At 62.9% G+C, this 25,120-nt stretch carries 21 protein-coding genes; 1 reads left to right on the top strand and 20 read right to left on the bottom strand.

Annotation, left to right across the window (positions count from 1 at the left end; all coding sequences use genetic code 11):
• Positions 1 to 154 precede the first annotated feature (154 nt).
• Positions 155 to 916: a trans-aconitate 2-methyltransferase gene (gene tam / locus PSOLE_RS05840; protein ID WP_074860535.1), complete on the top strand. Its 762-nt coding sequence runs from the start codon at positions 155 to 157 to the stop codon at positions 914 to 916.
• A gap of 830 nt (positions 917 to 1,746) precedes the next feature.
• Here tam and nuoN read toward each other — a convergent pair.
• The 20 genes from nuoN to PSOLE_RS05735 all read right to left on the bottom strand — a co-directional run bounded on the left by nuoN (position 1,747) and on the right by PSOLE_RS05735 (position 25,120).
• Positions 1,747 to 3,231, bottom strand: coding sequence for an NADH-quinone oxidoreductase subunit NuoN (nuoN, locus tag PSOLE_RS05830; protein WP_074858448.1), 1,485 nt, complete (start codon positions 3,229 to 3,231; stop codon positions 1,747 to 1,749).
• 19 nt (positions 3,232 to 3,250) lie between these two features.
• Positions 3,251 to 4,780: an NADH-quinone oxidoreductase subunit M gene (nuoM, locus tag PSOLE_RS05825; protein ID WP_074858445.1), complete on the bottom strand. Its 1,530-nt coding sequence runs from the start codon at positions 4,778 to 4,780 to the stop codon at positions 3,251 to 3,253.
• Between the two features lie 15 nt (positions 4,781 to 4,795).
• Positions 4,796 to 6,646 (bottom strand): NADH-quinone oxidoreductase subunit L, encoded by a 1,851-nt coding sequence (nuoL, locus tag PSOLE_RS05820; RefSeq protein ID WP_003460479.1) that lies wholly within the window; start codon positions 6,644 to 6,646, stop codon positions 4,796 to 4,798.
• Complete coding sequence (nuoK, locus tag PSOLE_RS05815) at positions 6,643 to 6,951, bottom strand: NADH-quinone oxidoreductase subunit NuoK (protein ID WP_003460477.1); 309 nt, start codon at positions 6,949 to 6,951, stop codon at positions 6,643 to 6,645. Before nuoK ends, nuoL begins: the two co-directional genes overlap by 4 nt.
• The gene (gene nuoJ, locus PSOLE_RS05810; RefSeq protein WP_074858442.1) at positions 6,948 to 7,457 is read right to left on the bottom strand and encodes an NADH-quinone oxidoreductase subunit J; all 510 of its coding nucleotides are present in this window, start codon (positions 7,455 to 7,457) and stop codon (positions 6,948 to 6,950) included. Before nuoJ ends, nuoK begins: the two co-directional genes overlap by 4 nt.
• A gap of 160 nt (positions 7,458 to 7,617) precedes the next feature.
• Entirely contained in the window at positions 7,618 to 8,166 is a 549-nt protein-coding gene (gene nuoI, locus PSOLE_RS05805) for an NADH-quinone oxidoreductase subunit NuoI (protein WP_017677093.1), read from the bottom strand.
• Between the two features lie 13 nt (positions 8,167 to 8,179).
• Positions 8,180 to 9,172: an NADH-quinone oxidoreductase subunit NuoH gene (gene nuoH, locus PSOLE_RS05800; RefSeq protein WP_074858439.1), complete on the bottom strand. Its 993-nt coding sequence runs from the start codon at positions 9,170 to 9,172 to the stop codon at positions 8,180 to 8,182.
• Positions 9,169 to 11,892, bottom strand: a complete 2,724-nt coding sequence (gene nuoG / locus PSOLE_RS05795; RefSeq protein WP_074858436.1) for an NADH-quinone oxidoreductase subunit NuoG — start codon at positions 11,890 to 11,892, stop codon at positions 9,169 to 9,171. Before nuoG ends, nuoH begins: the two co-directional genes overlap by 4 nt.
• Before the next feature lie 58 nt (positions 11,893 to 11,950).
• The gene (gene nuoF / locus PSOLE_RS05790; RefSeq protein WP_074858433.1) at positions 11,951 to 13,297 is read right to left on the bottom strand and encodes an NADH-quinone oxidoreductase subunit NuoF; all 1,347 of its coding nucleotides are present in this window, start codon (positions 13,295 to 13,297) and stop codon (positions 11,951 to 11,953) included.
• The gene (gene nuoE / locus PSOLE_RS05785; RefSeq protein ID WP_088339300.1) at positions 13,294 to 13,794 is read right to left on the bottom strand and encodes an NADH-quinone oxidoreductase subunit NuoE; all 501 of its coding nucleotides are present in this window, start codon (positions 13,792 to 13,794) and stop codon (positions 13,294 to 13,296) included. Before nuoE ends, nuoF begins: the two co-directional genes overlap by 4 nt.
• Positions 13,791 to 15,572 (bottom strand): NADH-quinone oxidoreductase subunit C/D, encoded by a 1,782-nt coding sequence (gene nuoC / locus PSOLE_RS05780; protein ID WP_074858427.1) that lies wholly within the window; start codon positions 15,570 to 15,572, stop codon positions 13,791 to 13,793. Before nuoC ends, nuoE begins: the two co-directional genes overlap by 4 nt.
• Before the next feature lie 63 nt (positions 15,573 to 15,635).
• The gene (locus PSOLE_RS05775) at positions 15,636 to 16,313 is read right to left on the bottom strand and encodes a NuoB/complex I 20 kDa subunit family protein (RefSeq protein WP_003460467.1); all 678 of its coding nucleotides are present in this window, start codon (positions 16,311 to 16,313) and stop codon (positions 15,636 to 15,638) included.
• Positions 16,314 to 16,323: 10 nt separating this feature from the next.
• Positions 16,324 to 16,737, bottom strand: a complete 414-nt coding sequence (locus PSOLE_RS05770) for an NADH-quinone oxidoreductase subunit A (RefSeq protein ID WP_003460466.1) — start codon at positions 16,735 to 16,737, stop codon at positions 16,324 to 16,326.
• Between the two features lie 582 nt (positions 16,738 to 17,319).
• A complete protein-coding gene (locus tag PSOLE_RS05765) occupies positions 17,320 to 18,915 on the bottom strand; it encodes an isocitrate lyase (RefSeq protein WP_074858424.1) in 1,596 nt (531 codons plus the stop codon).
• A gap of 560 nt (positions 18,916 to 19,475) precedes the next feature.
• Positions 19,476 to 20,285 carry a secretin N-terminal domain-containing protein gene (locus PSOLE_RS05760; RefSeq protein WP_003460463.1) on the bottom strand — a complete coding sequence of 270 codons (810 nt, stop codon included), beginning with the start codon at positions 20,283 to 20,285 and terminating at the stop codon, positions 19,476 to 19,478.
• Positions 20,282 to 20,923, bottom strand: coding sequence for a DUF7931 domain-containing protein (locus tag PSOLE_RS05755; protein ID WP_074858422.1), 642 nt, complete (start codon positions 20,921 to 20,923; stop codon positions 20,282 to 20,284). Before PSOLE_RS05755 ends, PSOLE_RS05760 begins: the two co-directional genes overlap by 4 nt.
• 8 nt (positions 20,924 to 20,931) lie before the next feature.
• A complete protein-coding gene (locus PSOLE_RS05750) occupies positions 20,932 to 21,357 on the bottom strand; it encodes a GNAT family N-acetyltransferase (protein ID WP_074678642.1) in 426 nt (141 codons plus the stop codon).
• Complete coding sequence (locus tag PSOLE_RS05745; protein ID WP_003460451.1) at positions 21,350 to 22,516, bottom strand: ribosomal protein uL16 3-hydroxylase; 1,167 nt, start codon at positions 22,514 to 22,516, stop codon at positions 21,350 to 21,352. Before PSOLE_RS05745 ends, PSOLE_RS05750 begins: the two co-directional genes overlap by 8 nt.
• 221 nt (positions 22,517 to 22,737) lie before the next feature.
• The gene (gene purB, locus PSOLE_RS05740) at positions 22,738 to 24,108 is read right to left on the bottom strand and encodes an adenylosuccinate lyase (protein ID WP_074858419.1); all 1,371 of its coding nucleotides are present in this window, start codon (positions 24,106 to 24,108) and stop codon (positions 22,738 to 22,740) included.
• Positions 24,109 to 24,256: 148 nt separating this feature from the next.
• Positions 24,257 to 25,120 carry a DMT family transporter gene (locus PSOLE_RS05735; RefSeq protein ID WP_074858416.1) on the bottom strand — a complete coding sequence of 288 codons (864 nt, stop codon included), beginning with the start codon at positions 25,118 to 25,120 and terminating at the stop codon, positions 24,257 to 24,259.

The raw sequence follows: 25,120 nt of genomic DNA, 5'->3' as shown, positions 1-25,120 counted from the left end.
GGCTTTCAGGGCTGAGAAAAGCACTGTGAAGTGGCGCACAATGCATGGCGAAAAACCGCCAGGTGTGCGTGTCCATGCGGCGGAAAATTGCTGATGTGCCGAGTTTCTTGTCACCTGTTACTCTGCGCCAGTCGATTGTGCTGCGGAGGTGCCGATGAGTTGGTCTGCCCGACAATATTCCCTGTTCGAACGCCAGCGCACTCGCCCGGTCCATGACGTGCTGGCAGCGGTACCGCGCGACGGTATCGAGTTGGCCGTCGATCTCGGCTGTGGCCCCGGCAACTCCACTGCCGTGTTGCAGGCGCATGTGCCCGGGGCACGGGTGATCGCTATCGACAGCAGCGCAGACATGCTGCGCGCAGCGCGTGAGCGGCTGCCCCAGGTGACCTTTCAACTGATGGATATCCAGCACTGGCAGGCCGAGCACGCGCCGCAACTGATCCTGGCCAATGCCTCGCTGCAGTGGTTGCCGGACCATGCTCGGCTGTATCCGAGATTGCTCGCGCAACTGGCGCCCGGTGGCTGGTTGGCGATCCAGACCCCGGACAACCTGCAGGAACCTGCGCATCGCCTGGCTCGTGAGGTGGCGGCAGATGGACCATGGGCAGCGCAGATCGGCGAGGTGCGCCATGCCGAGCGGCATGACGCGCAAACCTATTACGACATGCTTGCTGCCCACGCCCGTGAGCTGGATATCTGGCGTACCACTTACTTCCACGTATTGGAGAATGCCGCAGCGGTGGTGGAGTGGTTCAAATCCACGGCGTTACTGCCGTTTTTGCAACCGCTGGAGGCCGAGCAGCAGGTCGCATTTCTGCAACGCTATCAGGCGGCGATTGCCGAGGCCTATCCGGCGCAGACCGATGGTCGGCTGTTGCTGCCGTTTCCGCGTCTGTTTCTGGTAGCTCGGCGGTAGCCCGGATGCAATCCGGGGCAGGTCTGTCGCGGCTGAAGCCCCTCCCACAGTCTTCACTGCGATCTGTGGGAGGGGCTTTAGCCGCGACCCTTAAAAGAAAGAAAGCCCCCGCATTTGCGGGGGCTGTTCGTTTACTGCGCCAGGCATGGCGCGTAGCGCCGTGACTGGCGCTGTTCGGTTCACTGTGGTGGTGGACTGGACGACTTGGAGGTGAAAGTCCTCTACACACCCGGCAAGGGGAAGTGTTAGCCAGAGGCAAGGGTGTCGCGGGCGACTGCGAATCTGAAGGAAGCCCGAGGCAAAATGCTGGCCTGACGAACAGGAAGCGGATAGAGGCGGCGTAGCGGGGTGAGGTAGCAACGATTGCCAAAGCCCGATACTTGCACGGAACGCTACGACGTAAATCCGACAGGCATAAGCAGGAAGGTCGCGCGAATTACCCTGGGAGATCTGTTTGGCCTGCCATGTGCTACCGGCCCCGAGAGGTGACGGGATGGGCGAACAGAAGTCAGCAGAGGCCGTAGTAGTTGCTGGAAACCGGAGCGATGAAGGGCTGAACCTGTCATGAGTGGATAGTCAGGTGTGCTCTCTGTTGGAGCGTAAAGCAGAAACGCCGTGAGCAGCGGTGGTCGAGACCATCAGGAGGTAGGAGTCGGAAACTCCGAGGGTCGGTCTGGGCGCTTAGCTACCGCAGGCGACACATCAACGGAACCAAGCTCACTGATGCTGTTTGTCAGTAGGCAGGAACCGCCGTATACGGAACCGTACGTACGGTGGTGTGGGAGGACGGCGGGGGTGACCCCGCCTCCTACCCGATTGCGGGGCTTCGCTTACTGCGCCAGGGCGACCAGTCCTGCCTGCTGCACCAGTTCCAGCAACGGCTGCGGGTACACGCCGAGGAAGAAGGCGAGCAGGGCGACCACCAGCAGCATGATGCCGCCGGCACGCTGACCCCAGTCGAAGGGCGCATCGTGGCGATGCATATTGGGTTCGCGCATGAACAGCGTGACCATCACCCGCAGGTAATAGAACACGCCGATGGCACTGCCCAGCACCATGGCGCCGAGCAGCCACCACAGTTGCGCCTCGACGCCGGCAGCGATCACGTAGAACTTGCCGATAAAGCCTGCGGTCAGCGGAATGCCGGCCAGCGACAGCATCATCACCGTGAGCACGGCGGTCAGGTACGGGCGGCGCCAGAACAGGCCACGGTATTCGTACAGCGCATCGGCATCGCGGCCGCTGTAGGGCGTGGACATCAGGGTGATCACACCGAACGCACCGAGGCTGGTCAGCACGTAGGTGGCCAGGTACACGCCCACGGCTTCCACCGCGAGCCCCTTGCTCGCCACCAATGCCACCAGCAGGTAACCGAAGTGGGCGATGGACGAGTAACCCAGCAGGCGCTTGAGGTTGTTCTGCAGCAGCGCCAGCAGATTGCCGAACAGGATCGACGCGATGGCGATCAGGGTCAGCAGCTCGCTCAGCCAGCCGCCGCTCATGGCCGGGGATATCTGGTACAGGCGTAGCAGCACGGCGAATACCGCCACCTTGCTGGCAGTGGCGAGGAAGGCCGCCACCGGCGCCGGGGCGCCTTCGTAGACGTCCGGCGTCCACAGGTGGAAGGGCACCAGCGACAGCTTGAAGGCCAGGCCGATCAGCATCATGCCGATGCCGATCTGCACCAGTTGACTGCTCTCGCGCGCCAGGCTTGCGCCGATATCAGCGAAGGCCAGGTTGCCAGACTCGGCATACAGCAGCGCCATGCCAAACAACAGGAAGGCGCTGCCTGCGGCCGACAGCACCATGTACTTGATGCCGGCTTCCAGCGAGCGCTTGTTGAAGAAGGCGTAGGCGATCATGCCGTAGGTCGGCACCGACAGCAGTTCCAGGCCGATGAACAGGCCTGCCAGATGCTGGGCGCTGACCAGCACCAGGCCGCCCGCGGCGGAGAGCAGCACCAGCAGGTACAGCTCCTCGCGGTTGCCCGGGTAGCCCTTGCCGGACTCGCCGCCCAGGTAGGCATGGATCAGCGTGACGCAGGCCAGGCTGGCGGCCAGCACCAGCGCCATGTAGTAGCAGGCGAAGGTGTCGATCAGCAGCAGCGGGGTGACTTCCAGCGGCGCTACTTCCAGTGCCGGAATCAACGATAGCAGCGCCAGGTTCAGGCCCACCACCGAGAGGATGAAGGTCAGGGCGTGATTGCGCTTGGCGGCGATGGCCAGCATCACCACGATAGCGGTGAGGCTGGTCACCAGCAGTGGCAGCAGGGCGATCAGGTGTTGCAGGGTGAATTCGACAGCGTGATGTTCCATGAGTCTCTAATCCTTACCCTTACCGGCCCGAGGCGAGTTGATCGAGGGCGCCAGCCATCCACTGCTGCACGCCATGCATGCTGGCAGCGGAGGTATCGAGCACCGGTTGCGGGTAAACGCCAAGCAGAATCAGCAGGGCCGCGAGGCCGAGTACCATCGCCAGCTCACGGGCTTTCAGGCCAGGCAGCGGCGCGTCCTGTTGCACCGGGCCGAAGTAGGCGCGGTGGATCATCGCTAGGGCGTACACCGAGCCGAGCACCAGGCCGGTGGCGGCCAGCACCACGATCCAGGGCGCGCCGGGGAAGCTGCCGATCAGGATGAGGAATTCGCCGACGAAGTTGCCGGTGCCCGGCAGGCCCAGCGCGGCAGCGGCGAAGAACAGGCTGATGGCCGGCAGCCACGGCATACGCGCCCAGATGCCGCCCATCTGGCGCAGGTCACGGGTGTGCACGCGCTCGTAGAGCTGGCCGCAGAGGATGAACAGCGCAGCAGCGGACAGGCCGTGGGCGACCATCTGCACCACCGCACCTTGCAGGGCGATCTGGCTGCCCGAATAGATGGCAATCAGCACGAAGCCCATGTGCGAGACGCTGGAGTAGGCCACCAGGCGCTTGATGTCGGTCTGTGCGAACGACAGCAGGGCGCCGTAGATGATGGCGAACACGCCAAGCCACTGGGCGATGGGCGCGAACTCCGCCGAGGCGTTGGGGAACAGCGGCAGGGCGAAGCGCAGCAGGCCGTAGGCCGCAGTCTTCAGCAGAATGCCGGCCAGGTCGACGGAGCCGGCGGTCGGTGCCTGGGCGTGGGCGTCCGGCAGCCAGGAGTGCACCGGCACCACCGGGAACTTCACCGCGAAGGCGACAAAGAAACCGAGCATCAGCAGGTATTCGGTGCCTGGCGCCAGCTCGGTCTTCAGCAGGTCGGCGTAGTTGAAGGTCAGCACGCCGGTCTGGTTGAAGTGCACGAACACCAGGGCCAGGATCGACACCAGCATGATCAGACCGCTGGCCTGGGTGAAGATGAAGAACTTGGTGGCGGCGGTGATGCGGGTACGGCCGTCGCTGCCGCTATGACCCCAGAGCGCGATGAGAAAATACATCGGCACCAGCATCATTTCCCAGAAGAAGAAGAACAGGAACAGGTCGACGGCGAGGAACACGCCGACCACGCCACCAAGAATCCACATCAGGTTGAGGTGGAAGAAGCCGACACGGTTCTGGATCTCGTTCCACGAGCACAGCACCGAGAGCACGCCGAGCAGGCCGGTGAGCACCACCATCAGCACCGACAGGCCGTCCATCGCCAGGTGGATGGTGATACCCAGGCGCGGGATCCAGTCGATGACGAACTCGTGGGCCCAGCGCGGCTCGCCGCCAGGCGCGGGTGCCAGGGTGAAATCACCGCTGGCCCACAGCCACAGGCCGAGGCCCAGCAGCAGGCCCATGGTGATCAGGGCGATCCAGCGCGGCAGGACGTGGCCGAAGCGCTCGCCTTGCCAGCACAGCAGGCCGCCGATGAAGGGAATCAGGATTAGCCAGGGCAGAATCATGACAGGCTGCGTTCCTTAGCTCAGAAATAGAATGACGGCGAGTACCAGTACCGCGCCACCTGCGATGGAGGCCGCGTACCAGCGCACCTGGCCGGTCTGGCTGGTGGCCAGCAGGGCGTTGGCGCCCCGTGCTGCCAGCGGGATGACACGGATGCCACGGTCGATCGGATCGCGTTGCAGCACACGGCAGAGCAGCAGGTAGGGCTGTACGAACAACTTGTCGTACAGCCAATCGAAGCCCCAGGCGGCGAACCACAGGGCGCTCAGCAGGCGACCCGGCGCGCTCTGCGCCACGGCAGAGGCGACGCGGCGCTGGCCGAGGAAGAGCAGGGCGGCGATGACGATACCGCTCACCGCGATCAGCCCCGACAGCAGCTCCAGGCTGTGCTTGGCCTCGCCACCGGCATGGCCGGCGCTTTGTGGCAGCACGCCGGCCAGCGGCGGGGTGATCCAGGCGCCGATGAAGGTCGACAGCACGATCAGCACCAGCAGCGGCAGGTTGTGGGCGATGCCATGACCGGCGTGCGCCTCGGTCTTCTGCTCGCCGTGGAAGGCGATGAAGATCAGGCGGAAGGTGTAGATCGAGGTCAGGAAGGCACCGACCAGGCCTGCGTAGAGCAGCTCGCTGTGGCCACTGGCGAAGGCTTCCCAGAGGATTTCGTCCTTGGAGTAGAAGCCAGCGGTCAGCAGCGGCAGAGCGGCCAGGGCGGCACCGCCGACGACGAAGCTGGCATAGGCCAGCGGCAGCTTCTTCCACAGGCCGCCCATCCTGAAGATGTTCTGCTCGTGGTGGCAGGCGTGGATCACCGCACCGGAAGCGAGGAACAGCAGGGCCTTGAAGAAGGCGTGGGTCATCAGGTGGAAGATCGCCGCATCCCAGGCGCCAACGCCCAGGGCCAGGAACATGTAGCCGATCTGGCTCATGGTCGAGTAGGCGAGGATGCGCTTGATGTCGGTTTGCACCAGTGCGGCGAAACCGGCCAGTACCAGGGTCACGCCACCGACGATGCCGACCAGTTCGAGAATCTCCGGGGTCAGCAGGAACAGGCCATGGGTACGGGCGATCAGGTAGACGCCAGCGGTGACCATGGTGGCGGCGTGGATCAGCGCCGACACCGGGGTCGGGCCGGCCATGGCGTCGGCCAGCCAGGTCTGCAGCGGCAACTGGGCGGATTTACCCACCGCGCCGCCCAGTAGCATCAGGGTGGCGAGCCACAGCCAGGTATCGCCGGCCACGTATTTTTGCGGTGCCAGCACCATCAGCTCCTGAATGTTCAGGGTGCCGAGGTTGATGAACAGCAGGAACATGCCGATCATCAGGAACACGTCGCCGACGCGGGTGACGATGAAGGCCTTGAGCGCGGCGTTACCGTTGGGTACGTGCTTGTAGTAGAAGCCGATCAGCAGGTACGAGCACAGGCCGACGCCTTCCCAGCCGAAGAACAGCACCAGCAGGTTGTCGCCGAGCACCAGCAGCAGCATGCTGAAGATGAACAGGTTGGTGTAGGCGAAGAAGCGCGAATAGCCTTCCTCGCCGCGCATGTACCAGCTGGCGAACAGGTGGATCAGGAATCCCACGCCGGTGACCACGCCGAGCATGGTGGCGGACAGACCATCCAGATGCAGGGTGAAGCTCGGCGCCAGGCCTTCGACGCTCATCCACTGCCACAGGGTCAGGCTGTAGGCACCGCCGGCCGGCGGATTGCCGAGAAAGGCAGCGATGACCCAGGCAGCGCTGGCAGCCGCCAGGCCGATGGAACCGACGCCAATTACGGCGCTGGTGTTTTCCGAGAAGCGTCCGCGCGAGAAGGCCAGCAGCAGCCAGCCGAGCAGCGGGAAGAATAGAGTCAGGGCTAGAAGGTTCATCCGCGCATCTCGCTGGCAGCGTCGATATCCAGGGTGTTGAAGCGGCGATACAGCTGCAGCAGGATCGCCAGGCCGATGCTGGCCTCGGCGGCTGCCAGGGTGATCACCAGAATGAACATCACCTGGCCGTCAGCAGCGCCCCAGCGGGCGCCGGCGACGACGAAGGCGAGCGCGGCGGCGTTCATCATCACTTCCAGGCTCATCAGGATGAACAGGATGTTGCGTCGCACCATCAGGCCGACCAGGCCGATGCAGAACAGCACGCCGGCCAGGGCCAGGCCGTGTTCGAGTGGGATTCCAGTCATGCGGTGGGCTCCTTGGCGTCATGGCGGCCCAGGTGGTAGGCAGCGACCAGTGCGGCGAGCAGCAGCATGGAGGCCAGCTCCACCGCCAGCAGGTAAGGGCCGAACAGGCTGATGCCGACAGCCTTGGCTTCGACCGTGGTGTGGCCGATATGGGCGTCGCTGACATGATTCAGCAGCACATAGAGCAACTGGCCGAGCAGCAGCGCGCTGAGAATTGCCGGGCCGACCCAGATGCCGGGCGTCAGCCACTTGCGCTCCTGCTCGGCGGCAGCCGGGCCGAGGTTGAGCATCATCACCACGAAGACGAACAGCACCATGATGGCGCCGGCGTAGACGATGATTTCCAGCGCGCCGGCAAAGGGCGCACCGAGGGCGAAGAATACCATCGACACCGCCAAGAGCGAGACGATGAGGTAGAGCAGGGCATGCACCGGGTTGGTGTTGGTGACCACCCCAACCGTCGATGCCACCGCCACACCGGCGGAAAAGTAGAATGCGAATTCCATCAGAAGCTCCTCATTGCGCTCGCCTCGTGAGAAGCAGCGGCATATTTCGGGAGATGACACCAAAGACGTAGGAGCGAGCTCTGCTCGCGAAGCGTTTGGCGTCGTCTGCGTTCGCGAGCAGAGCTCGCTCCTACAGGGCGGGAAAACCCATGACCTTGGCTCATGGCAACAGCCCCTTGACGTTGATCGGCTCGGCCTCGTTCTGCGCGGCGCCCTTGGGCTTGCCGGCGATGGCCATACCGGCAACGCGGTAGAAGTTGTAGTCCGGGTTCTTGCCGGGGCCGCTGATCAGCAGGTCTTCCTTCTCGTACACCAGATCCTGGCGCTTGAACTCGCCCATCTCGAAATCGGGGGTGAGCTGGATCGCGGTGGTCGGGCAGGCTTCCTCGCACAGGCCGCAGAAGATGCAGCGCGAGAAGTTGATGCGGAAGAACTCCGGGTACCAGCGCCCGTCGTCGGTTTCCGCCTTCTGCAGCGAGATGCAGCCCACCGGGCAGGCCACGGCGCACAGATTGCAGGCCACGCAGCGCTCCTCGCCGTCGGGGTCGCGGGTCAGGACGATGCGGCCACGGTAGCGCGGCGGCAGGTAGACTGGCTCTTCCGGGTATTGCAGGGTGTCGCGCTTGCGAAAGCCATGGCTGAACACCATGACCAGGCTGCGCAGTTGGGTGCCGGTACCGACCAGCACGTCCCATATGTATTTGAACATTCTGTGGTTCTCCTTACTGGGCCGTGGCCAGCACGACGGCGCCGGTCACCAGCAGGTTGATCAGGGTCAGCGGCAGGCAGAACTTCCAGCTGAAGGCCATGACCTGGTCATAGCGAGGGCGTGGGATCGACGCGCGCAGCAGGATGAAGATCATGATGAAGAAGGCCGTTTTCAGCGCGAACCAGAAGAACGGAATCTGCGGCAGGATGCCGAACGGGCCGTGCCAGCCACCGAAGAACAGGGTTACCAGCAAGGCCGACACGGTGACGATGGCGACGTACTCGCCGACGAAGAACATGCCCCATTTCATCCCGGCGTATTCGATGTGGTAACCATCGGCCAGCTCCTGCTCGGCTTCCGGTTGGTCGAACGGGTGACGGTGGGTCACCGCAACGGCAGCGATGAAGAAGGTACAGAAGCCGAAGAACTGCGGAATGATGAACCACAGGTTCTGCGCCTGGTAATCGACGATGTCGCGCATGTTGAACGAGCCGACCTGCGCCACCACGCCCATCAGCGCCAGGGCCAGGAACACTTCGTAGGACACCGTTTGCGCCGAAGCACGCAGGGCACCGAGCAGGGCGAACTTGTTGTTGCTTGCCCAGCCAGCAAACAGCACGGCATAGACCGAAAGACCCGCCATGGCGAAGAAGAACAGGATGCCGATGTTCAAGTCCGCCACGCCCCAGGTCGGGGTGATGGGGATGATGGCGAAGGCCATCAGCATCGCCGAGAAGGCGATCATCGGTGCCAGGATGAAGATGAACTTGTCGGCGAACGGCGGCGTCCAGTCCTCCTTGAAGAACATCTTGATCATGTCGGCGGCGATCTGGAACATGCCGAACGGCCCCACACGGTTGGGGCCGTAGCGATCCTGCCACCAGCCGAGCAGACGGCGTTCGACGAAGCTCAGTAGTGCGCCGCAGACCACCACCACCAGCAGGATGACGATGGCCTTGAGCACCGCGATGACGATCTCGATCAGTTCGGGCGTCAACCAGCTCATTGCGCGGCCTCCTGCAGCAGGGTCACCCTGGCGCCGGCGAGTGTCACCGGAATGCCTGGCAAACCAACCGGCAGGCCGACCAGGCCAACGGCCAGATCATCACGCACCTGCAGCGGCAGGCGTAGCGCCTGGCCGTTGACGCGCAGAGCCAGCAGCGCACCGTCGTTCACGCCCAGACGTGCCGCTTCATCGCGGGCCAGGGCCACGTAGGGCTCGGGCATGCGCTCCTGAATCGGTTTGGCGCGCGCGGAGTTTTCCTCGCTGCCGAACAGGTGGTGCAGCGGCGCCACCTGCCAGGTGCCGGCTGCCGGGTTGAACGCTGCATTGACGGCGAACCAGGGCAGGACGTTACCGGCCGCTTCGAGCAGGCGCACGCCGGGGTCGCCGGCACGCAGATGACCTCCGACTTCGTCCTGGAACTTGTTCCAGGCCTGTGGCGAGTTCCAGCCCGGCGACCAGGCGAATGGAATCTGCTGACGGTCTTCCTTGCTGCCGGCATAGCCTTCCATGGAGAAGGCGAAGGCGGTGTCCTGATCTTGCGGCTGACGCGGCTCGTGCACGCTGATGTTGGCGCGCATGGCGGTACGGCCGCTGTAGCGGTGCGGCTCGCGGGCGAGCTTGAGGCCCTTGATGCGGAACGAGGCGTTCGGCGCGGCGTCCTTGATCCCGGCCAGCAGCGGGTTGCTGGCGGCGCAGGCCTCGGTGACCTGATCCAGTTGCGTCCAGTCCACGGCCTTGCCTTGCAGCGTGCTGTGCAGCGCGTGCAGCCAGCGCCAGCCTTCGCGGATCAGAATATTGCTGTCGTAGTAGCTCGGTTCATAGACCTGGAAGAAGCGCTGGGCGCGGCCTTCGAGGCTGACCAGGGTGCCGTCGCCTTCGGCGAAGGAGGCCGCCGGCAGCAACAGATGGGCGCGTTCGCTGGTGGCAGTGCGCTGGTGATCGGCGACGATCACCGCCTGCGCGGCGCTGAGCGCTGCATCGACCTTGGCCGCATCGGCGCGGCGGTACAGGTCGTTTTCCAGCACGATCACGGCATCGGCCTGGCCGTTGCTCAGCGCATCGAGCGCGGCATCGACGGACTCGCCGCCCTGCTCTTTATCCAGAAGCAGTGCCAGGCCCAGGCTGTTGGCTTCGGGCACCACAAGGCTCAGCGAGCCGTTCTTCTCGCGGTTCTTCAGCGCGCTGGCGATATTGGCGGCAGCTTCGATCAAGGCCTTGTCGCCCAGCGAGGCGCCGGAAACGATCAGCGGGCGTTGGGCTGCCAGCAGGGCGTCGGCGATGCGCTGTACCAGCGCTTGCGCCTCGGCTTCCAGACCGTCGACGGCTGGGGCGCTCGGGTCGATGGCATGAGCCACGGCGAAACCGATGCGAGCCAGGTCAGCCGGCGCGGCGTGCACGCTTTCGGCGGCCACGTCGTCCAGGCGGGTTTCCGTGACGCTGGCGATAAACAGCGGGTGACGAGCGTGCTGGGCGACGTTCTGCACGGCGGCCATGTGCCAGTCCTGAATGCGCGCGCCGGCAGCGATCTCGGTGGCCTTGCCCTTGACCGCCTGGCGCAGGGCCAGGGCCAGGCGTGCGGCGGTCTGGGTCAGGTCTTCGCCGAGGACGAAGATGGCGTCGTGCAGCTCGACATCGCGCAGGGTCGGGGTCGGCAGTGGGCCGTTCTGCAGGATGTCGCGGATCAGGCGGATATTGGCCAGTTCGCCAGCGGCGATGCCGCTATAGAAGTTGCTGGCGCCCACCAGTTCGCGCAGAGCGAAGTTGGATTCCAGGCTGGCGCGCGGCGAGCCAATGCCGATCACGCGCTTGCCCTTGAGCAGCTCGGCGGCCTTGTCCAGCGCGGCATCGATGCCGACGGCCTGGCCGGCCAGCAGCGGCTGACGCGGGCGATCCGCATTGTTGACGTAGCCATAGCCGAAGCGGCCACGGTCACAGAGGAAGTACTGGTTCACCGAGCCGTTGAAGCGGTTCTCGATACGGCGCAGCTCGCCGTAGCGCTCGCCGGGGCTGATGTTGCAGCCGCTGGAGCAGCCGTGGCAGATGCTCGGGGCGAATTGCATGTCCCACTTGCGGTTGTAGCGTTCGGAGTGGGTCTTGTCGGTGAATACGCCGGTCGGGCAGACCTCCACCAGGTTGCCGGAGAACTCGCTTTCCAGCGTGCCGTCTTCGACGCGGCCGAAGTACACATTGTCATGCGCGCCGTAGACGCCCAGGTCGGTGCCGCCGGCGTAGTCCTTGTAGTAGCGCACGCAGCGGTAGCAGGCGATGCAGCGGTTCATCTCGTGGGCGATAAACGGGCCCAACTCTTGGTTTTGATGAGTCCGCTTGGTAAAGCGGTAGCGCCGGGCGTTGTGCCCCGTCATCACCGTCATGTCCTGCAAGTGGCAGTGGCCACCTTCCTCGCAAACCGGGCAGTCGTGCGGGTGGTTGATCATCAGCCATTCGACGACGCTGGCGCGGAACGCCTTGGACTCCTCGTCGTCGATGCTGATCCAGGTGTTGTCGGTGGCAGGCGTCATGCAGGACATGACGATACGACCACGGGTGTCGTTCTCGTCGTTGTACTGCTTGACCGCGCACTGGCGGCAGGCGCCGACGCTGCCAAGCGCCGGGTGCCAGCAGAAGTAGGGGATATCGAGTCCAAGGGACAGGCAGGCCTGCAGGAGGTTGTCTGCACCATCGACTTCGAAATCTTTGCCGTCTACGTGGATAGTGGCCATTTCTTCAGTCTTCGTTTACCCGCTTCAGAAAAGCGGCTGGCTAAGGGAATTCGTCTGTTCAGCTCGCTCTTGCCGGCATGCGGGGCGTGGTCGCCACCTTGGCCACACCGGCCTCGAACTCTTTACGGAAATATTTGATGGCACTGCCCAACGGCTCCACGGCGCCTGGCGCGTGAGCACAGAAGGTTTTGCCCGGGCCGAGGAAGTTGACAAGGCCGAGCAGGGTGGCGATGTCCTCGCGTGTGCCTTCGCCCCGCTCCAGTGCACGAAGGATCTTCACGCTCCACGGCAGGCCGTCGCGGCACGGCGTGCACCAGCCGCAGGACTCGCGGGCGAAGAACTCTTCCATGTTGCGCAGCAGCGACACCATGTTGATCGAGTCGTCGACCGCCAGCGCCAGACCAGTGCCCATACGGGTGCCGACCTTGCCGATGCCGCCGGCGTACATCTGCGCCTCGAGGTGCTCGGGCAGCAGGAAGCCGGTGCCGGCGCCGCCCGGCTGCCAGCATTTGAGCTGGTAACCATCGCGCATGCCGCCGGCGTAGTCCTCGAACAATTCGCGCGCCGTAATGCCGAACGGCAGTTCCCACAGGCCGGGGTTCTTCACCTTCCCGGAGAAGCCCATCAGCTTGGTGCCGTGGTCTTCGCTGCCCGGGCGGGCCAGGCCCTTGTACCAGTCCACACCCTGGCCGACGATGGCCGGCACGTTGCACAGGGTTTCGACGTTATTGACGCAGGTCGGCTTGCCCCAGACGCCAACGGCCGCGGGGAAGGGCGGTTTGGCGCGCGGATTGGCGCGGCGGCCTTCCAGCGAGTTGATCAGTGCGGTTTCTTCGCCGCAGATGTAGCGGCCGGCGCCGGTGTGCACGAACAGCTCGAAATCGAAACCGCTGCCAAAGATGTTCTTGCCGAGCAGGCCGGCGGCCTTGGCTTCATCGATGGCGCGGTTGAGGTTACGCGCCGCATCGACGTACTCGCCACGCAGGAAGATGTAGCCGCGATAGGCCTTCAGTGCGCGCGCCGAGATCAGCATGCCTTCCACCAATAGGTGCGGCAGCTGTTCCATCAGCATGCGGTCTTTCCAGGTGTTGGGCTCCATTTCGTCCGCATTGCACAGCAGGTAGCGGATGTTCATGGATTCGTCGGCCGGCATCAGGCCCCACTTCACGCCCGTGGGGAAGCCTGCGCCGCCACGGCCCTTGAGGCCGGATTCCTTGACGGTCTGCACGATGTCGGCCTGGGCCATCTCGGTCAGTGCCTTGCGTGCGGCGGCGTAGCCGTTCTTCTGCTGGTATTCCTCCAGCCATACCGGCTGGGCGTCGTCACGCAGGCGCCAGGTCAGCGGATGGGTTTCTTCGCTACGAGTGATGCGGTTGGCTGGGCCGATGGAGGTCAGCGTTTTCATTTGTAGTCCTCCAGCAGCTTGGCGACGCCGTCAGGTTGGACATCGCCGAATGTGTCGTCGTCGATCATCACTGCAGGAGCCTTGTCGCAGTTGCCCAGGCAACACACCGGCAGCAGGGTGAAACGCTCATCGCTGGTGGTCTGGCCAAGGCCGATGCCAAGCTGCTTCTGCATCTCACTGACCACCGACTCATGGCCGCCGATGTAGCAGGTCATGCTGTCGCACACGCGAATCACGTGGCGGCCGACGGGCTGACGGAAGATCTGGCTGTAGAAGGTGGCCACGCCCTCGACGTCGCTGGCAGGAATGCCGAGAATTTCGCCAATGGCGTCAGCGGCGCCGTCCGGCACCCAGCCGCGTTGCTTCTGCACGATCTTCAGCGCTTCGATGCTGGCGGCGCGCGGGTCTTCGTAGTGATGCATCTCGTGCTCGATGGCCGAGCGCTCGGTTTCGCTGAGGGTGAAACGGTCGGTCTGAATTAGCGTGCTCATGATCAGCGGTCCACGTCGGCCATGACGAAGTCGATACTGCCCAGATAGGCGATCAGATCCGCCACCATGCTGCCGCGAATCACCGAAGGGATCTGCTGCAGGTGGGGGAAGCTGGGGGTGCGAATCCGGGTGCGGTAGCTCATGGTGCTGCCGTCGCTCGTCAGGTAGTAGCTGTTGATGCCCTTGGTCGCCTCGATCATCTGGAAGGCTTCGTTGGCCGGCATGACCGGGCCCCAGGAAACCTGCAGGAAGTGAGTGATCAGGGTTTCGATGTGCTGCAGCGTGCGCTCTTTCGGCGGCGGCGTGGTCAGCGGGTGGTCGGCCTTGTACGGGCCTTCCGGCATGTTCTTCAGGCACTGATCGATGATGCGGATGCTCTGACGCATTTCTTCCACGCGCACCATGCAGCGGTCGTAGGCGTCACCATTGGCCGCCAGCGGCACTTCGAATTCGAAGTTCTCATAGCCGGAGTAGGGACGCGCCTTGCGCAGGTCAAAATCGCAACCGGTGGCGCGCAGGCCGGCACCGGTGGTGCCCCATTCCAGCGCTTCCTTGGTGTTGTACTGCGCCACACCGATGGTACGGGCCTTGAGGATGCTGTTCTTCAGCGCGGCCTTCTCGTATTCGTCGAGGCGCTTTGGCAGCCAGTCGACGAATTCCTTGACCAGCTTGTCCCAGCCGCGCGGCAGGTCATGGGCGACACCGCCGATGCGGTACCAGGCCGGGTGCAGGCGGAAACCGGTGATGGCTTCGATCACCTTGTAGGCACGCTGGCGGTCGGTGAAGGTGAAGAACACCGGGGTCATCGCGCCAACGTCCTGGATGTAAGTACCGAGGAACAGCAGGTGGCTGGTGATACGGAAGAACTCGGCGAGCATCACGCGGATGACATCGACGCGGGCCGGCACCTTGATGCCGGCGAGTTTCTCCACCGAGAGCACGTAGGGCAGGTTGTTCATCACCCCGCCGAGGTAGTCGATGCGGTCGGTGTAGGGGATGAAGCTGTGCCAGCTCTGCCGTTCGGCCATCTTCTCGGCGCCACGGTGGTGGTAGCCGATCTCTGGCACGCAATCGACGATCTCTTCGCCGTCGAGCTGCAGGATGATGCGGAACGCGCCGTGAGCGGAAGGGTGGTTGGGGCCGAGGTTGAGGAACATGTAGTCCTCGTGCTCACCACCGCGTTTCATGCCCCAGTCTTCGGGGCGGAAGCGCGCGGCTTCCTCTTCCAGCTGCTGTTTGGCCAGGGTCAGGCTGAACGGGTCGAATTCGGTGGCGCGCGCCGGGTAGTCCTTGCGCAGCGGGTGACCTTCCCAGGTCGGCGGCATCATGATGCGGCTCAGGTGTGGGTGGCCGGTGAAGGTGATGCCGTACAGGTCCCAGACTTCACGCTCGTACCAGTTGGCGTTGGGCCAGATGCCGGTGGCGGTGGGCAGGTTGAGGTCGCGCTCGGACAAGGCGACCTTGATCATCACATCACTATTACTCTCCAGCGACATCAGGTGATAGAACACCGTGAAGTCGGCATCGGGAAGGCCGCGACGTTGGGTGCGCAGGCGCTCGTCGACGCCGTGCAGATCAAAGAGCATCACGTAGGGGCGCGGCAGGTTGCGCAGGCAGGTGAGCACTTCGATGAGGCGCTCACGGGCGACCCAGAGTACCGGCATGCCGGTGCGGGTCGCTTGCAGGGTGAAACTGTCGTCGCCAAAACGGGCGCACAGTTCGGCGACGACGTCCTGGTCGTCAGCCTTGTAAGGCGGTATGGACACAACGGTGTCTTGAGTCATGGTCTCGGTCGCTGTCGATCAACGTAGAAAGTGGGCGTGACGCTTGCGCAGGCAAGCATCAGCTCAGACTTCGTCGGGGCTACGCAGGTTGGTAACGGCGATTCGCTGCTCGCGTCGCTGTTCCTTCTGCGAAGGCATTTCGGCACGGTAGATGCCTTGATCGCCAACGACCCAGGATAGCGGGCGGCGCTCCTGGCCGATGGATTCCTGCAGCAGCATCAAGCCTTGCAGGAACGCCTCGGGGCGGGGCGGGCAGCCGGGAATATAGACGTCCACGGGGAGGAACTTGTCCACGCCCTGAACGACCGAGTAGATGTCGTACATGCCGCCGGAGTTGGCGCATGAACCCATGGAAATGACCCACTTGGGCTCCAGCATCTGCTCGTAGAGACGCTGGATGACCGGCGCCATCTTGATAAAGCAGGTGCCGGCAATGACCATGAAGTCAGCCTGACGGGGTGATGCGCGAATGACTTCCGCACCGAAACGCGCCACGTCATGCGGGGCGGTGAAGGCGGTGGTCATTTCCACATAGCAGCAGGACAGGCCGAAGTTGTACGGCCACAAGGAATTCTTGCGCCCCCAGTTGACCGCGCCGTTAAGCACGTCCGAGAGCTTGCCCATGTAGATGTTCTTGTGAACCTGGTCCTCTAGCTGCGGGTCGGAGACGACCTCCCGCTGGCCGATCGGATACGCCTCGTTGGGCGCATTCGGGTCGACCCGAGTAAGTTTGTATTGCATCGCCAAAGCCTCATTGTTTCAGCTTCGCCTGCCGTTCACGACGTCCCTGCGGTGCCCAATCGAGCGCGCCGATACGCCAAAGATAGACAAGACCTGCCAACAGAATTGCTATGAAAACTGTAGCTTCGATCAGACCCGCCCAGCCGCTTTCGCGCACCGAGACTGCCCAAGCGAAGAGATAGAGGGCTTCAACGTCGAAGATCACGAAGAGCATCGCGACCAGATAGAACTTGGCTGACAGGCGCAGACGCGCGCTGCCGGTAGGAAGCATGCCCGACTCGAAAGGCTCGTTCTTGCTACGTCCCCAGGCTTTGCTGCCGAGCAGACTGGAAACGCCGAGCATGAAGGCGATGAGCGCGCAGACACCCAGCAAGAAAACAGCGAAGGCCCAGTTCTGGGACATGGTGGTTACCGCATCAGGCATGCCGGTACTCCTGAAACTCAAGGAACGGCTTGTATTTGGTTAGCTGACAAGCACCGTCAAGGGTGCTGATGCAAAGTGTGTATACAATACTATGTGTATGCCGACTGTAAGTCAATTTTTCAAAGAAAATTATTCCTGCATTTTCATCACTATTGCCAGGTTTTTGCCTGAATTGTCGCATCGCTGTAATTGCGCTGCAGGCCATGCAGGTCGGCGCTTCTGGACTATGGCTGATGGCTTTGTTCTGGCAATCCGTGGCGCCCATTCATCCGGCTAATCTGCCTCATTTTGCTGGGTGATGCGCCTCGGCAAGATGAGTAATTGTCTGCCACTTTGGTATTGGGGCGACGGCAGCAGGCATTGACTTAAATTCTCTTGATGTATCTCTCCGCCTGCAGCTCTGCCTCAAGGTTTATCGGGCCTTTGGCATTTACTCGCCCATCCTGTCTTGGGGATATGCCAAGGCTGCGCCCTGTTTGGCTGAAGCGGTTTATCGCGCAAGTAAAAAAAGCCCCGGCAAGCCGGGGCGGATTAGGCAAGCAGGCTGCTGCGGATGCGTGGTCCGCAGCAGGGGAACCGTTCTTAGTGGAACTGGTTCATGGTGTTGTCTTTACCGCTCGCTTTCAGAGCGGCTTCGCCAGCGAAGTACTCCTTGTGGGTGTCGCCGATGTCCGAGCCAGCCATGTTCTGGTGCTTGACGCAGGCGATGCCCTGACGGATTTCCTCACGCTGTACGCCTTTCACGTAGGCCAGCATGCCCTGGTCGGCGAAGTAGCCCTTGGCCAGGTTGTCGGTCGACAGAGCGGCAGTGTGGTAGGTCGGCAGAGTGATCAGGTGGTGGAAGATGCCGGCGTGAGCGGAGCCGTCGCGCTGGAAGGTACGGATCTTCTCGTCAGCGATCTGGGCTAGTTCGGTATTGTCGTATTCGACGCTCATCAGTTTGGCGCGGTCGTAGGCGGAAACGTCCTTGCCTTCGGCAACCATGGCGTCGAACACTTGCTGGCGGAAGTTCAGGGTCCAGTTGAAGGACGGGCTGTTGTTGTAAACCAGCTTGGCGTTCGGGATGACTTCGCGGATGCGGTCAACCATGCCTTTGATCTGGCCAACGTGCGGCTTCTCGGTTTCGATCCACAGCAGGTCGGCGCCGTTCTGCAGGCTGGTGATGCAGTCCAGTACGCAGCGGTCTTCGCCGGTGCCAGCGCGGAACTGGAACAGGTTGGACGGCAGGCGCTTCGGACGCAGCAGCTTGCCTTCGCGGTTCAGAACGACGTCGCCGTTCTTCAGTTCGGCAGTGGACACTTCTTCGCAATCCAGGAAGGAGTTGTACAGGTCGCCCAGGTCGCCCGGCTGGTTGGTCACGGCGATCTGCTTGGTCAGGCCGGCACCCAGGGAGTCGGTACGAGCAACGATTACACCGTTGTCGATACCCAGTTCCAGGAAGGCGTAGCGAACGGCAGCGATCTTGGCGAGGAAGTCGGCATGTGGAACGGTAACTTTGCCGTCCTGGTGGCCGCACTGCTTCTCGTCGGATACCTGGTTTTCGATTTGGATGCAGCAGGCACCCGCTTCGATCATGCGCTTGGCCAGCAGGTAGGTGGCTTCCGGGTTACCGAAACCGGCATCGATGTCGGCGATGATCGGGACAATGTGCGTTTCGTAGTTGTCGATCTGGTTCTGGATCTCGGCAGCCTTGGCGTGGTCGCCAGCGTCGCGGGCAGCGTCCAGAGCGGTGAACAGCAGGTCCAGTTCGCGGCTGTCGGCCTGACGCAGGAAGGTGTACAGCTCTTCGATCAGGTCGGAGACGGCGGTCTTCTCGTGCATCGACTGATCCGGCAGCGGGCCGAACTCGGAACGCAGGGCAGCGACCATCCAGCCCGACAGGTAGAGGTAGCGCTTGTTGGTGCTCTTCAGGTGCTTCTTGATCGAAATCAGCTTCTGCTGACCGATGAAGCCGTGCCAGCAGCCCAGGGACTGGGTGTAGAGGGAGGAGTCGGCGTCGTACTCTTCCATGTCCTTGCGCATGATGTCAGCAGTGTACTGAGCGATTTCCAGACCGGTCTTGAAGCGGTTCTGAGCGCGCATACGGGCGACGGACTCGGGGTTGATAGCGCTCCAACTGCTGCCGAACTTCTCTTTCAGAGCGGCTACAGCCTTGATGTCGTTTTGATATGCGGACATGGTCAATCCTTCAAAAAAATGTGTTGGTTGAGCACCGACTACCCACGCAATGCGTGCACGGATGCAGCGGCTGCGGGAGGCTTCCACTTTGACGGCGAGAATACGGCTGGGGCGAGGATTGACCGCGAGGAGGGGGATGTGGCGAACAGTGCGAGAGCGTCGCGTGGGCCGTTTGGCTCGTGGAAACCTTGGGCACCTGCTGGGCTTTCGATCTGTCTGACGCTAAACGCTTCCCCGTCCCTCAGGACAACTTCGTTCCAGTCGCAACCTCGTCGTACGGCCTTGTGGGCTGTTGGGACACGGACCGGTGCGAAGTACTTCGCGGGCGGTCTGGAGATCCTTTTCAGGACCCCTGGCTAGCGGGAGCGAGGCCATCATGCCTCTGGGAAAATGCTTCGTCAAACGTTTTGTAGTGGTTTTTTAAAGCTACTACATATTCAGTAGGCGACTGGCTGGTCACGCTTGGCAGCCCATGGGTTGGGCGTTTCAGGCATTTCGCGGGTTGCGAGAGTTGTCCATCGTTCTTGCGAGGGAAAGGCATTCGACTTTGGTCGGGGGTGTCAGTCGATCGCTTCGACCTTAAGGCGCAGCGACATGTCCTCGCGGCCCTGGGTGGAGTGTCGACGCAACACGTCACGGCCGCTGGAGCTGGTTTCCTCGCTGACGCCGCCCAAGGTAATCCACTCGCCGAGACGACCGCTGACGCGCGTGTCGGTGCTTTGCACGTCGATCACGCCGGGGCGGCTGTTGCTGACGCGATCGCGCTGGCTGCTGATGGCCACGTGGACGAGTTCGCCAGAGAGGCTGGCTGTCACGTAAAAGCCCCGCGTCACGTCGCGATACTGGGTGTCCTGGTAAACCTGGCCGTACGGGCCGGTACTGGTGGTGGTCAGCGGCACGCTCTGACCGACCTGGATCAGCGCCGGATAGCCCTCGGTGGCCTGTACCTGCTGGGTGCCGCCACCACGGCTGTCGGTGCTGCGGCGGATGATGCGCACCTGGTCGCGACCGTTGACTTCGCCACGTCCGACCTGAACCTCGGCATTGCCGGCGCTGAGGGTGCCGTCGACGCGATAGCCGCGGTCGTTCTGGTAATTGCTGTCAGCGCTTTCGACGGTGATCAGCAGGCGCCGCGGGCGGGTGTCGAGTTGCTGCAGCAGCACGCGCACCTCGCCGATCTTGGCCGGTGACGCATTGACGATCAGTTGGTTGCCATAGGCACTGACCTTGCCCTCGTTACCGAGCATCGACTGCACCACGCCGAGTACGTCATCGGCAGTGCGGTAATTCAATGCGATTACCTCGGTGGCCGCTTGCAGCGGCAGGCACAGGCCGAGAAGCAGGGCGGCGAACAGCGTGCGCAGGGTCATAGCAGAAAGCTCCGCAGATCAGGGTCGGTGATGCTGGTATCCCAGGCCTGGTCGAACTGGGTTTGGCGTTGGCGCACGCGCGCCGGATCGTTGTACAGGGTGTAGCCGGATTGTTGATCGAGTTCAGGTCGCACGAACAGGCCCCTGTCATCGGCGATCAGGAAGGCCAGTTCCTCGCTGGCATAGTCCGGATTGAGTTTGCGGATATGCAGGTTGGAGGACAGTCGGCGTGGCAGGGCGAGCAGACGATGACCTTCCTTTACGGCACGGGTCGGGTCGCGCAGCAGAATGCGCAGGCGCGCCCGAGGACTACTCAGCAGGAACCGGGTGCAGGCCTGTTGCACGCTGCTGTGGTGATAGAGCCAGGGCTCCAGGTCATCGCTGTACAGGCACAGGCTGCGCTGGGCTTGCTGGATCAGCGCCAGGATGTGGGCGCGAGCCTGCTGGGGCTGGCTGAAACGCTCCAGACGCTCGTGCTGGCCGAGTATGAACGGGGCCGGCTCCCATTGCGCCGCATCCGGCGTGATGGGTTCGGGGTTGTGCACGGCAAAACGCCCCGGCGACTCGAATTCGATGGCCGCCAGTTCAATGGGATCTGGCGTATCGATCGGTTCGACCGGGGCGTCTTTGTCGTTCATTTCGGTCTCTACTGGCTGCTGCGCACCATATCCACGTGCGGTATGCCGGCGTCGAGGTACTCGTCGCTGACAATCCTGAAGCCTAGCCTTTCATAGAACGGCGTGGCGTGCACCTGAGCGGTGAGCATTTGCTGATGCAGGCCGCGTTTTTCAGCTTCGGCAATCACCGCCTGCATCAGTTTTTCGCCCACTTTCAGGCCGCGCCAGTCCTTGAGCACCGAAACGCGACCGATATGGCCATCGGGCAGCAGGCGCGCGGTACCCACCGGGTAATCACCTTCCTCGGCGAGAAAGTGCACGGCGTCGGTATCCTCGGCGTCCCATTCCAGCTCCGGCGGTACCGATTGCTCGGCAACGAAAACGCTGTCGCGGATACGACGAAGCTCGGCATTGTCCCTATGCCAGTCCGCGACACGGACAGTGATCTCACTCATCGGCAAATCCCAGGCTGCCTTGCTTGACCAGTTCCCATAGCAGGGTACGCCCCTCGTCGTCGGCCAGCCAGGCGCCGAGGTTTTCCACATGTAACGCATCGGCGCTGCAGATCAGCTTCAACAGCTCGCGCAGGCGGGCGGAAACCAGGCGGCTCTGGCCGCTGGCGAACAGCACCAGGTCTTCGCCGACTTCCGACCAGGCCATGCGTGCGCTGGGGTTGCGAATGAGGATCGCGCCATCTTCCAGTGCGCCGAGGAAGTCCTCTTCCTCGATCTCGATGCCGGCAACTAGCTCCGGGTACTTGGGCTCGGTCATGAACTGGCCGAACCAGGTCATCAGCAGGCGTTCGTCACTCATGTGCTCGTTGAGCAGCGCCTTGAGGCGCTCCAGGGCGTCGCGCTGGATCTGGTTGGGATCCTCGCTCGGCTGGATGTCGGCATCGCTGTAACGCTCTTCGTCGGGCAGGAACTGGCCGAGGAAATCAGTGAAATGGGTCAGTACTTCGGCGGCGCTCGGCGCGCGGAAGCCCACAGAATAGGTCATGCAATCATCCTCAGCGGTGCCACAGTGGGCGAGGCAGGGCGGCAGGTAAAGCATGTCGCCGGGTGCCAACACCCATTCATCGGTTGGTTCGAATTGGGCCAGGATCTTCAGATCGGCGTGGGGGAGCAGCGGGCTGTCGGCATCGCACATCTGGCCAATCTGCCAGCGGCGATGGCCGTGAGCCTGCAGCAGGAATACGTCGTAGTTGTCGAAATGCGGGCCAACGCCGCCACCGGGGGCGGCGAAGCTGATCATCAGGTCGTCGATGCGCCATTTAGGCAGGAACTTGAAGTCTTCCAGCAGTTCGGCCACTTCCGGAACGAACTGATCGACGGCCTGCACCAGCAGCGTCCAGTCGCGCTCGGGCAGATCCTGGAAGCTGTCCTCGTTGAACGGGCCACGCTGCAGTTCCCAGGGACGCTCGCCATGCTCGATCACCAGGCGCGATTCGACTTCTTCCTCCAGCGCCAGGCCGGCCAGTTCGTCCGGGCTGATCGGGCTTTCGAAGTCGGGAATGGCCTGGCGCACCAGCAGCGGTTTTTTCTGCCAGTAGTCGCGCAAAAATTCACGGGCTGTGAGGCCGCCCAGCAATTGCAGCGGAGTATCAGGATTCATCAGTAAGCCCTTGAAATAGATAAAAACCTTAAAACAAAAACGCCCGGCTCAGCCGGGCGTCCTTGGCGGACTGTCAAAAAACGTAGGCGAGGCAGGCAAGACAAGGCAAAAGCGGCCGAAGAAGCGGAGTTTACGTGCTGTAAATGAGCATTCTGAGGCCGGTTTTAATGCAGTATTGCCAACGTAGGTAGTTTTTCGGCTGTCTGCCAGGCTGATCGCGCTTAGATCCGCTTGGCCTGGGCCACGGCGTTACCGATGTAGCGCGCCGGAGTCAGTTGCTTGAGCTCTTCCTTGGCGGCGGCAGGCATGTCCAGGCCGTCGATGAAGGCCAGCAGGGCCTCGGGGCTGATGCCCTTGCCGCGAGTCAGCTCTTTCAGCTTCTCGTACGGGTTCTCGATGGCGTAGCGACGCATGACGGTCTGGATCGGCTCGGCGAGCACTTCCCAGCAGGCATCCAGGTCTTCAGCAATTTTCTGAGCATTGAGCTCCAACTTGCTGATTCCCTTGAGGCTGGCTTCGTAAGCGATGACGCTGTGAGCGAAGCCGACACCCAGGTTACGCAGCACGGTGGAGTCGGTCAGGTCACGCTGCCAGCGGGAAATCGGCAGCTTGCTGGCCAGGTGCTGGAAGATCGCGTTGGCTATCCCTAAGTTGCCTTCGGAGTTCTCGAAGTCGATCGGGTTGACCTTGTGCGGCATGGTCGAGGAGCCGATCTCGCCGGCCACGGTCTTCTGCTTGAAGTAACCGAGGGAGATGTAGCCCCAGACGTCGCGGTCGAAGTCGATCAGGATGGTGTTGAAGCGAGCGATGGCGTCGAACAGCTCGGCGATGTAGTCGTGCGGCTCGATCTGGGTGGTGTAGGGGTTCCAGGTCAGGCCCAGGTCACCTTCGATGAACTGACGCGCGTTGGCTTCCCAGTCGATGCTCGGGTAGGCCGACAGGTGGGCGTTGTAGTTGCCCACGGCGCCGTTGATTTTGCCCAGCAGCGGCACGGCCGCGACCTGAGCGATCTGGCGCTCCAGGCGGTAGACGACGTTGGCCAGTTCCTTGCCAAGGGTGGTCGGCGAGGCCGGCTGGCCGTGGGTGCGCGAGAGCATCGGCACGTCAGCGAACTTCACTGCCAGTTCACGAATGGCGCCTGCCAGTTGCTTCATCAGCGGCAGCAGCACGCTGTCACGGCCTTCACGCAGCATCAGGGCGTGGGACAGGTTGTTGATGTCCTCGCTGGTGCAGGCGAAGTGGATGAACTCGCTGACCTTGTCCAGCTCCGGCAGCTTGGCAGCCTGTTCCTTAAGCAGGTATTCCACGGCCTTGACGTCGTGGTTGGTGGTGCGCTCGATTTCCTTGACGCGCTCGGCGTGCTCGACGGCGAAGTTCTCGGCCAGCTCGTTGAGCAGGGCGTTGGCTTCGGCGGAGAAGGGCGCGACTTCCGGGATGCCCTCGTGAGCGGCCAGGCGCTGCAGCCAGCGCACTTCGACCAGTACGCGGCTACGGATCAGACCGTATTCGCTGAAGATAGGGCGCAGGGCGCTGGTTTTGCCGGCGTAGCGGCCGTCGACGGGGGAAACCGCGGTGAGCGAGGAAAGCTGCATGTAGGCGTTCTCGGGCTGTCGGGCTGAAAAGCCATCCGGGGTCGCTGCGCGTCGTGCCTGCTTCAGTGAAGCGGGCGCTAGCTCAGGTGCCTGGACGACCTCTGACGAAAAGGGCGCATATCATACATGAAAACCGGCGTGTGACCGCCTATGTCCTGCGTCTGGCGACCGATAACAGACTGGCGGCAAAAATCAGCGCCGCGCCGAACAGCGACAGGGTGTCTGGCGTCTCGCCCCAGAGCAGCCAGGCAATGATGCCGGCGAAGACGATGGCCAGGTAAGCCACCGGACCGATCAGTCCCGGCGGCGCCAGGCCGTAGGCGCGTGACATGATCACCTGGCTGGCGGTGGCCAGCAGGCCGATGCCCAGCAGCCAGCCAAGCTGGTTGGCGTCCAGCGGCTGCCAGCTCCAGGTCAGCGGGATGGCGGAAAACAACGCGGAAAACAGCGAGAAATAGAAGACGATGCGTGTGGCCGGCTCGCTGTCGCTCATCTCTCGGATGGAGACGAAGGCAAAGGCCGCCAGCAGGCTGGCAGCCAGGCCGGCCAGGGCTGGCCCTTCGAATAATGCTGCGCTGGGCTTGGCTACCAGCAGCACGCCACACAAGCCGATCAGGCTGCTTACCAGCATGCGCCGAGTCAGCGGCTCCTTGAGCCAGATATGTGCGATCAGCGGGGTAAACACCGGCGCCGAATAGGTGAACAGCATGGCGTCGGCCAGTGGCAGATGGGCGATGGCGTAGAAGAAGCAGTACATCGCCGCCAGGCCGTAGGTGGTGCGCCACAGATGGGACTTCAGGCGTGTCGTGCGCAACGGTCGAACGCCACGCACCAGCAGCAAAGGCAGGAAGAACAACACGCCGACCAGGTTGCGGAAGAACACCACCGACTCGTTGTTGACGCTGACGGAAATCTCGCGGATGCCGACTCCGGTGAAGGCAAACAGCAGCGCCGAGAGCGCCAGCAGCAGGGCACCCTGTATGGGTTTTACGCTGCGGCTGGCGGGTTCCAT

This window comes from Pseudomonas oleovorans subsp. oleovorans, from assembly GCF_002197815.1.
Classification (GTDB): Bacteria; Pseudomonadota; Gammaproteobacteria; order Pseudomonadales; family Pseudomonadaceae; genus Aquipseudomonas; species Aquipseudomonas oleovorans.
The sequence above is the reverse complement of the archived record's forward strand: the minus strand, read 5'-3'. Positions and strand labels throughout refer to the sequence as shown.

Excerpts from the sequence above, each read along its gene's own strand:
- tam (WP_074860535.1), top strand. The coding sequence starts at position 155 with ATGAGTTGGTCTGCCCGACAATATTCCCTGTTCGAACGCCAGCGCACT.
- nuoN (WP_074858448.1), bottom strand. The coding sequence starts at position 3,231 with ATGGAACATCACGCTGTCGAATTCACCCTGCAACACCTGATCGCCCTG.
- nuoM (WP_074858445.1), bottom strand. The coding sequence starts at position 4,780 with ATGATTCTGCCCTGGCTAATCCTGATTCCCTTCATCGGCGGCCTGCTG.
- nuoL (WP_003460479.1), bottom strand. The coding sequence starts at position 6,646 with ATGAACCTTCTAGCCCTGACTCTATTCTTCCCGCTGCTCGGCTGGCTG.
- nuoK (WP_003460477.1), bottom strand. The coding sequence starts at position 6,951 with ATGACTGGAATCCCACTCGAACACGGCCTGGCCCTGGCCGGCGTGCTG.
- nuoJ (WP_074858442.1), bottom strand. The coding sequence starts at position 7,457 with ATGGAATTCGCATTCTACTTTTCCGCCGGTGTGGCGGTGGCATCGACG.
- nuoI (WP_017677093.1), bottom strand. The coding sequence starts at position 8,166 with ATGTTCAAATACATATGGGACGTGCTGGTCGGTACCGGCACCCAACTG.
- nuoH (WP_074858439.1), bottom strand. The coding sequence starts at position 9,172 with ATGAGCTGGTTGACGCCCGAACTGATCGAGATCGTCATCGCGGTGCTC.
- nuoG (WP_074858436.1), bottom strand. The coding sequence starts at position 11,892 with ATGGCCACTATCCACGTAGACGGCAAAGATTTCGAAGTCGATGGTGCA.
- nuoF (WP_074858433.1), bottom strand. The coding sequence starts at position 13,297 with ATGAAAACGCTGACCTCCATCGGCCCAGCCAACCGCATCACTCGTAGC.
- nuoC (WP_074858427.1), bottom strand. The coding sequence starts at position 15,572 with ATGACTCAAGACACCGTTGTGTCCATACCGCCTTACAAGGCTGACGAC.
- PSOLE_RS05775 (WP_003460467.1), bottom strand. The coding sequence starts at position 16,313 with ATGCAATACAAACTTACTCGGGTCGACCCGAATGCGCCCAACGAGGCG.
- PSOLE_RS05770 (WP_003460466.1), bottom strand. The coding sequence starts at position 16,737 with ATGCCTGATGCGGTAACCACCATGTCCCAGAACTGGGCCTTCGCTGTT.
- PSOLE_RS05765 (WP_074858424.1), bottom strand. The coding sequence starts at position 18,915 with ATGTCCGCATATCAAAACGACATCAAGGCTGTAGCCGCTCTGAAAGAG.
- PSOLE_RS05760 (WP_003460463.1), bottom strand. The coding sequence starts at position 20,285 with ATGACCCTGCGCACGCTGTTCGCCGCCCTGCTTCTCGGCCTGTGCCTG.
- PSOLE_RS05755 (WP_074858422.1), bottom strand. The coding sequence starts at position 20,923 with ATGAACGACAAAGACGCCCCGGTCGAACCGATCGATACGCCAGATCCC.
- PSOLE_RS05750 (WP_074678642.1), bottom strand. The coding sequence starts at position 21,357 with ATGAGTGAGATCACTGTCCGTGTCGCGGACTGGCATAGGGACAATGCC.
- PSOLE_RS05745 (WP_003460451.1), bottom strand. The coding sequence starts at position 22,516 with ATGAATCCTGATACTCCGCTGCAATTGCTGGGCGGCCTCACAGCCCGT.
- purB (WP_074858419.1), bottom strand. The coding sequence starts at position 24,108 with ATGCAGCTTTCCTCGCTCACCGCGGTTTCCCCCGTCGACGGCCGCTAC.
- PSOLE_RS05735 (WP_074858416.1), bottom strand. The coding sequence starts at position 25,120 with ATGGAACCCGCCAGCCGCAGCGTAAAACCCATACAGGGTGCCCTGCTG.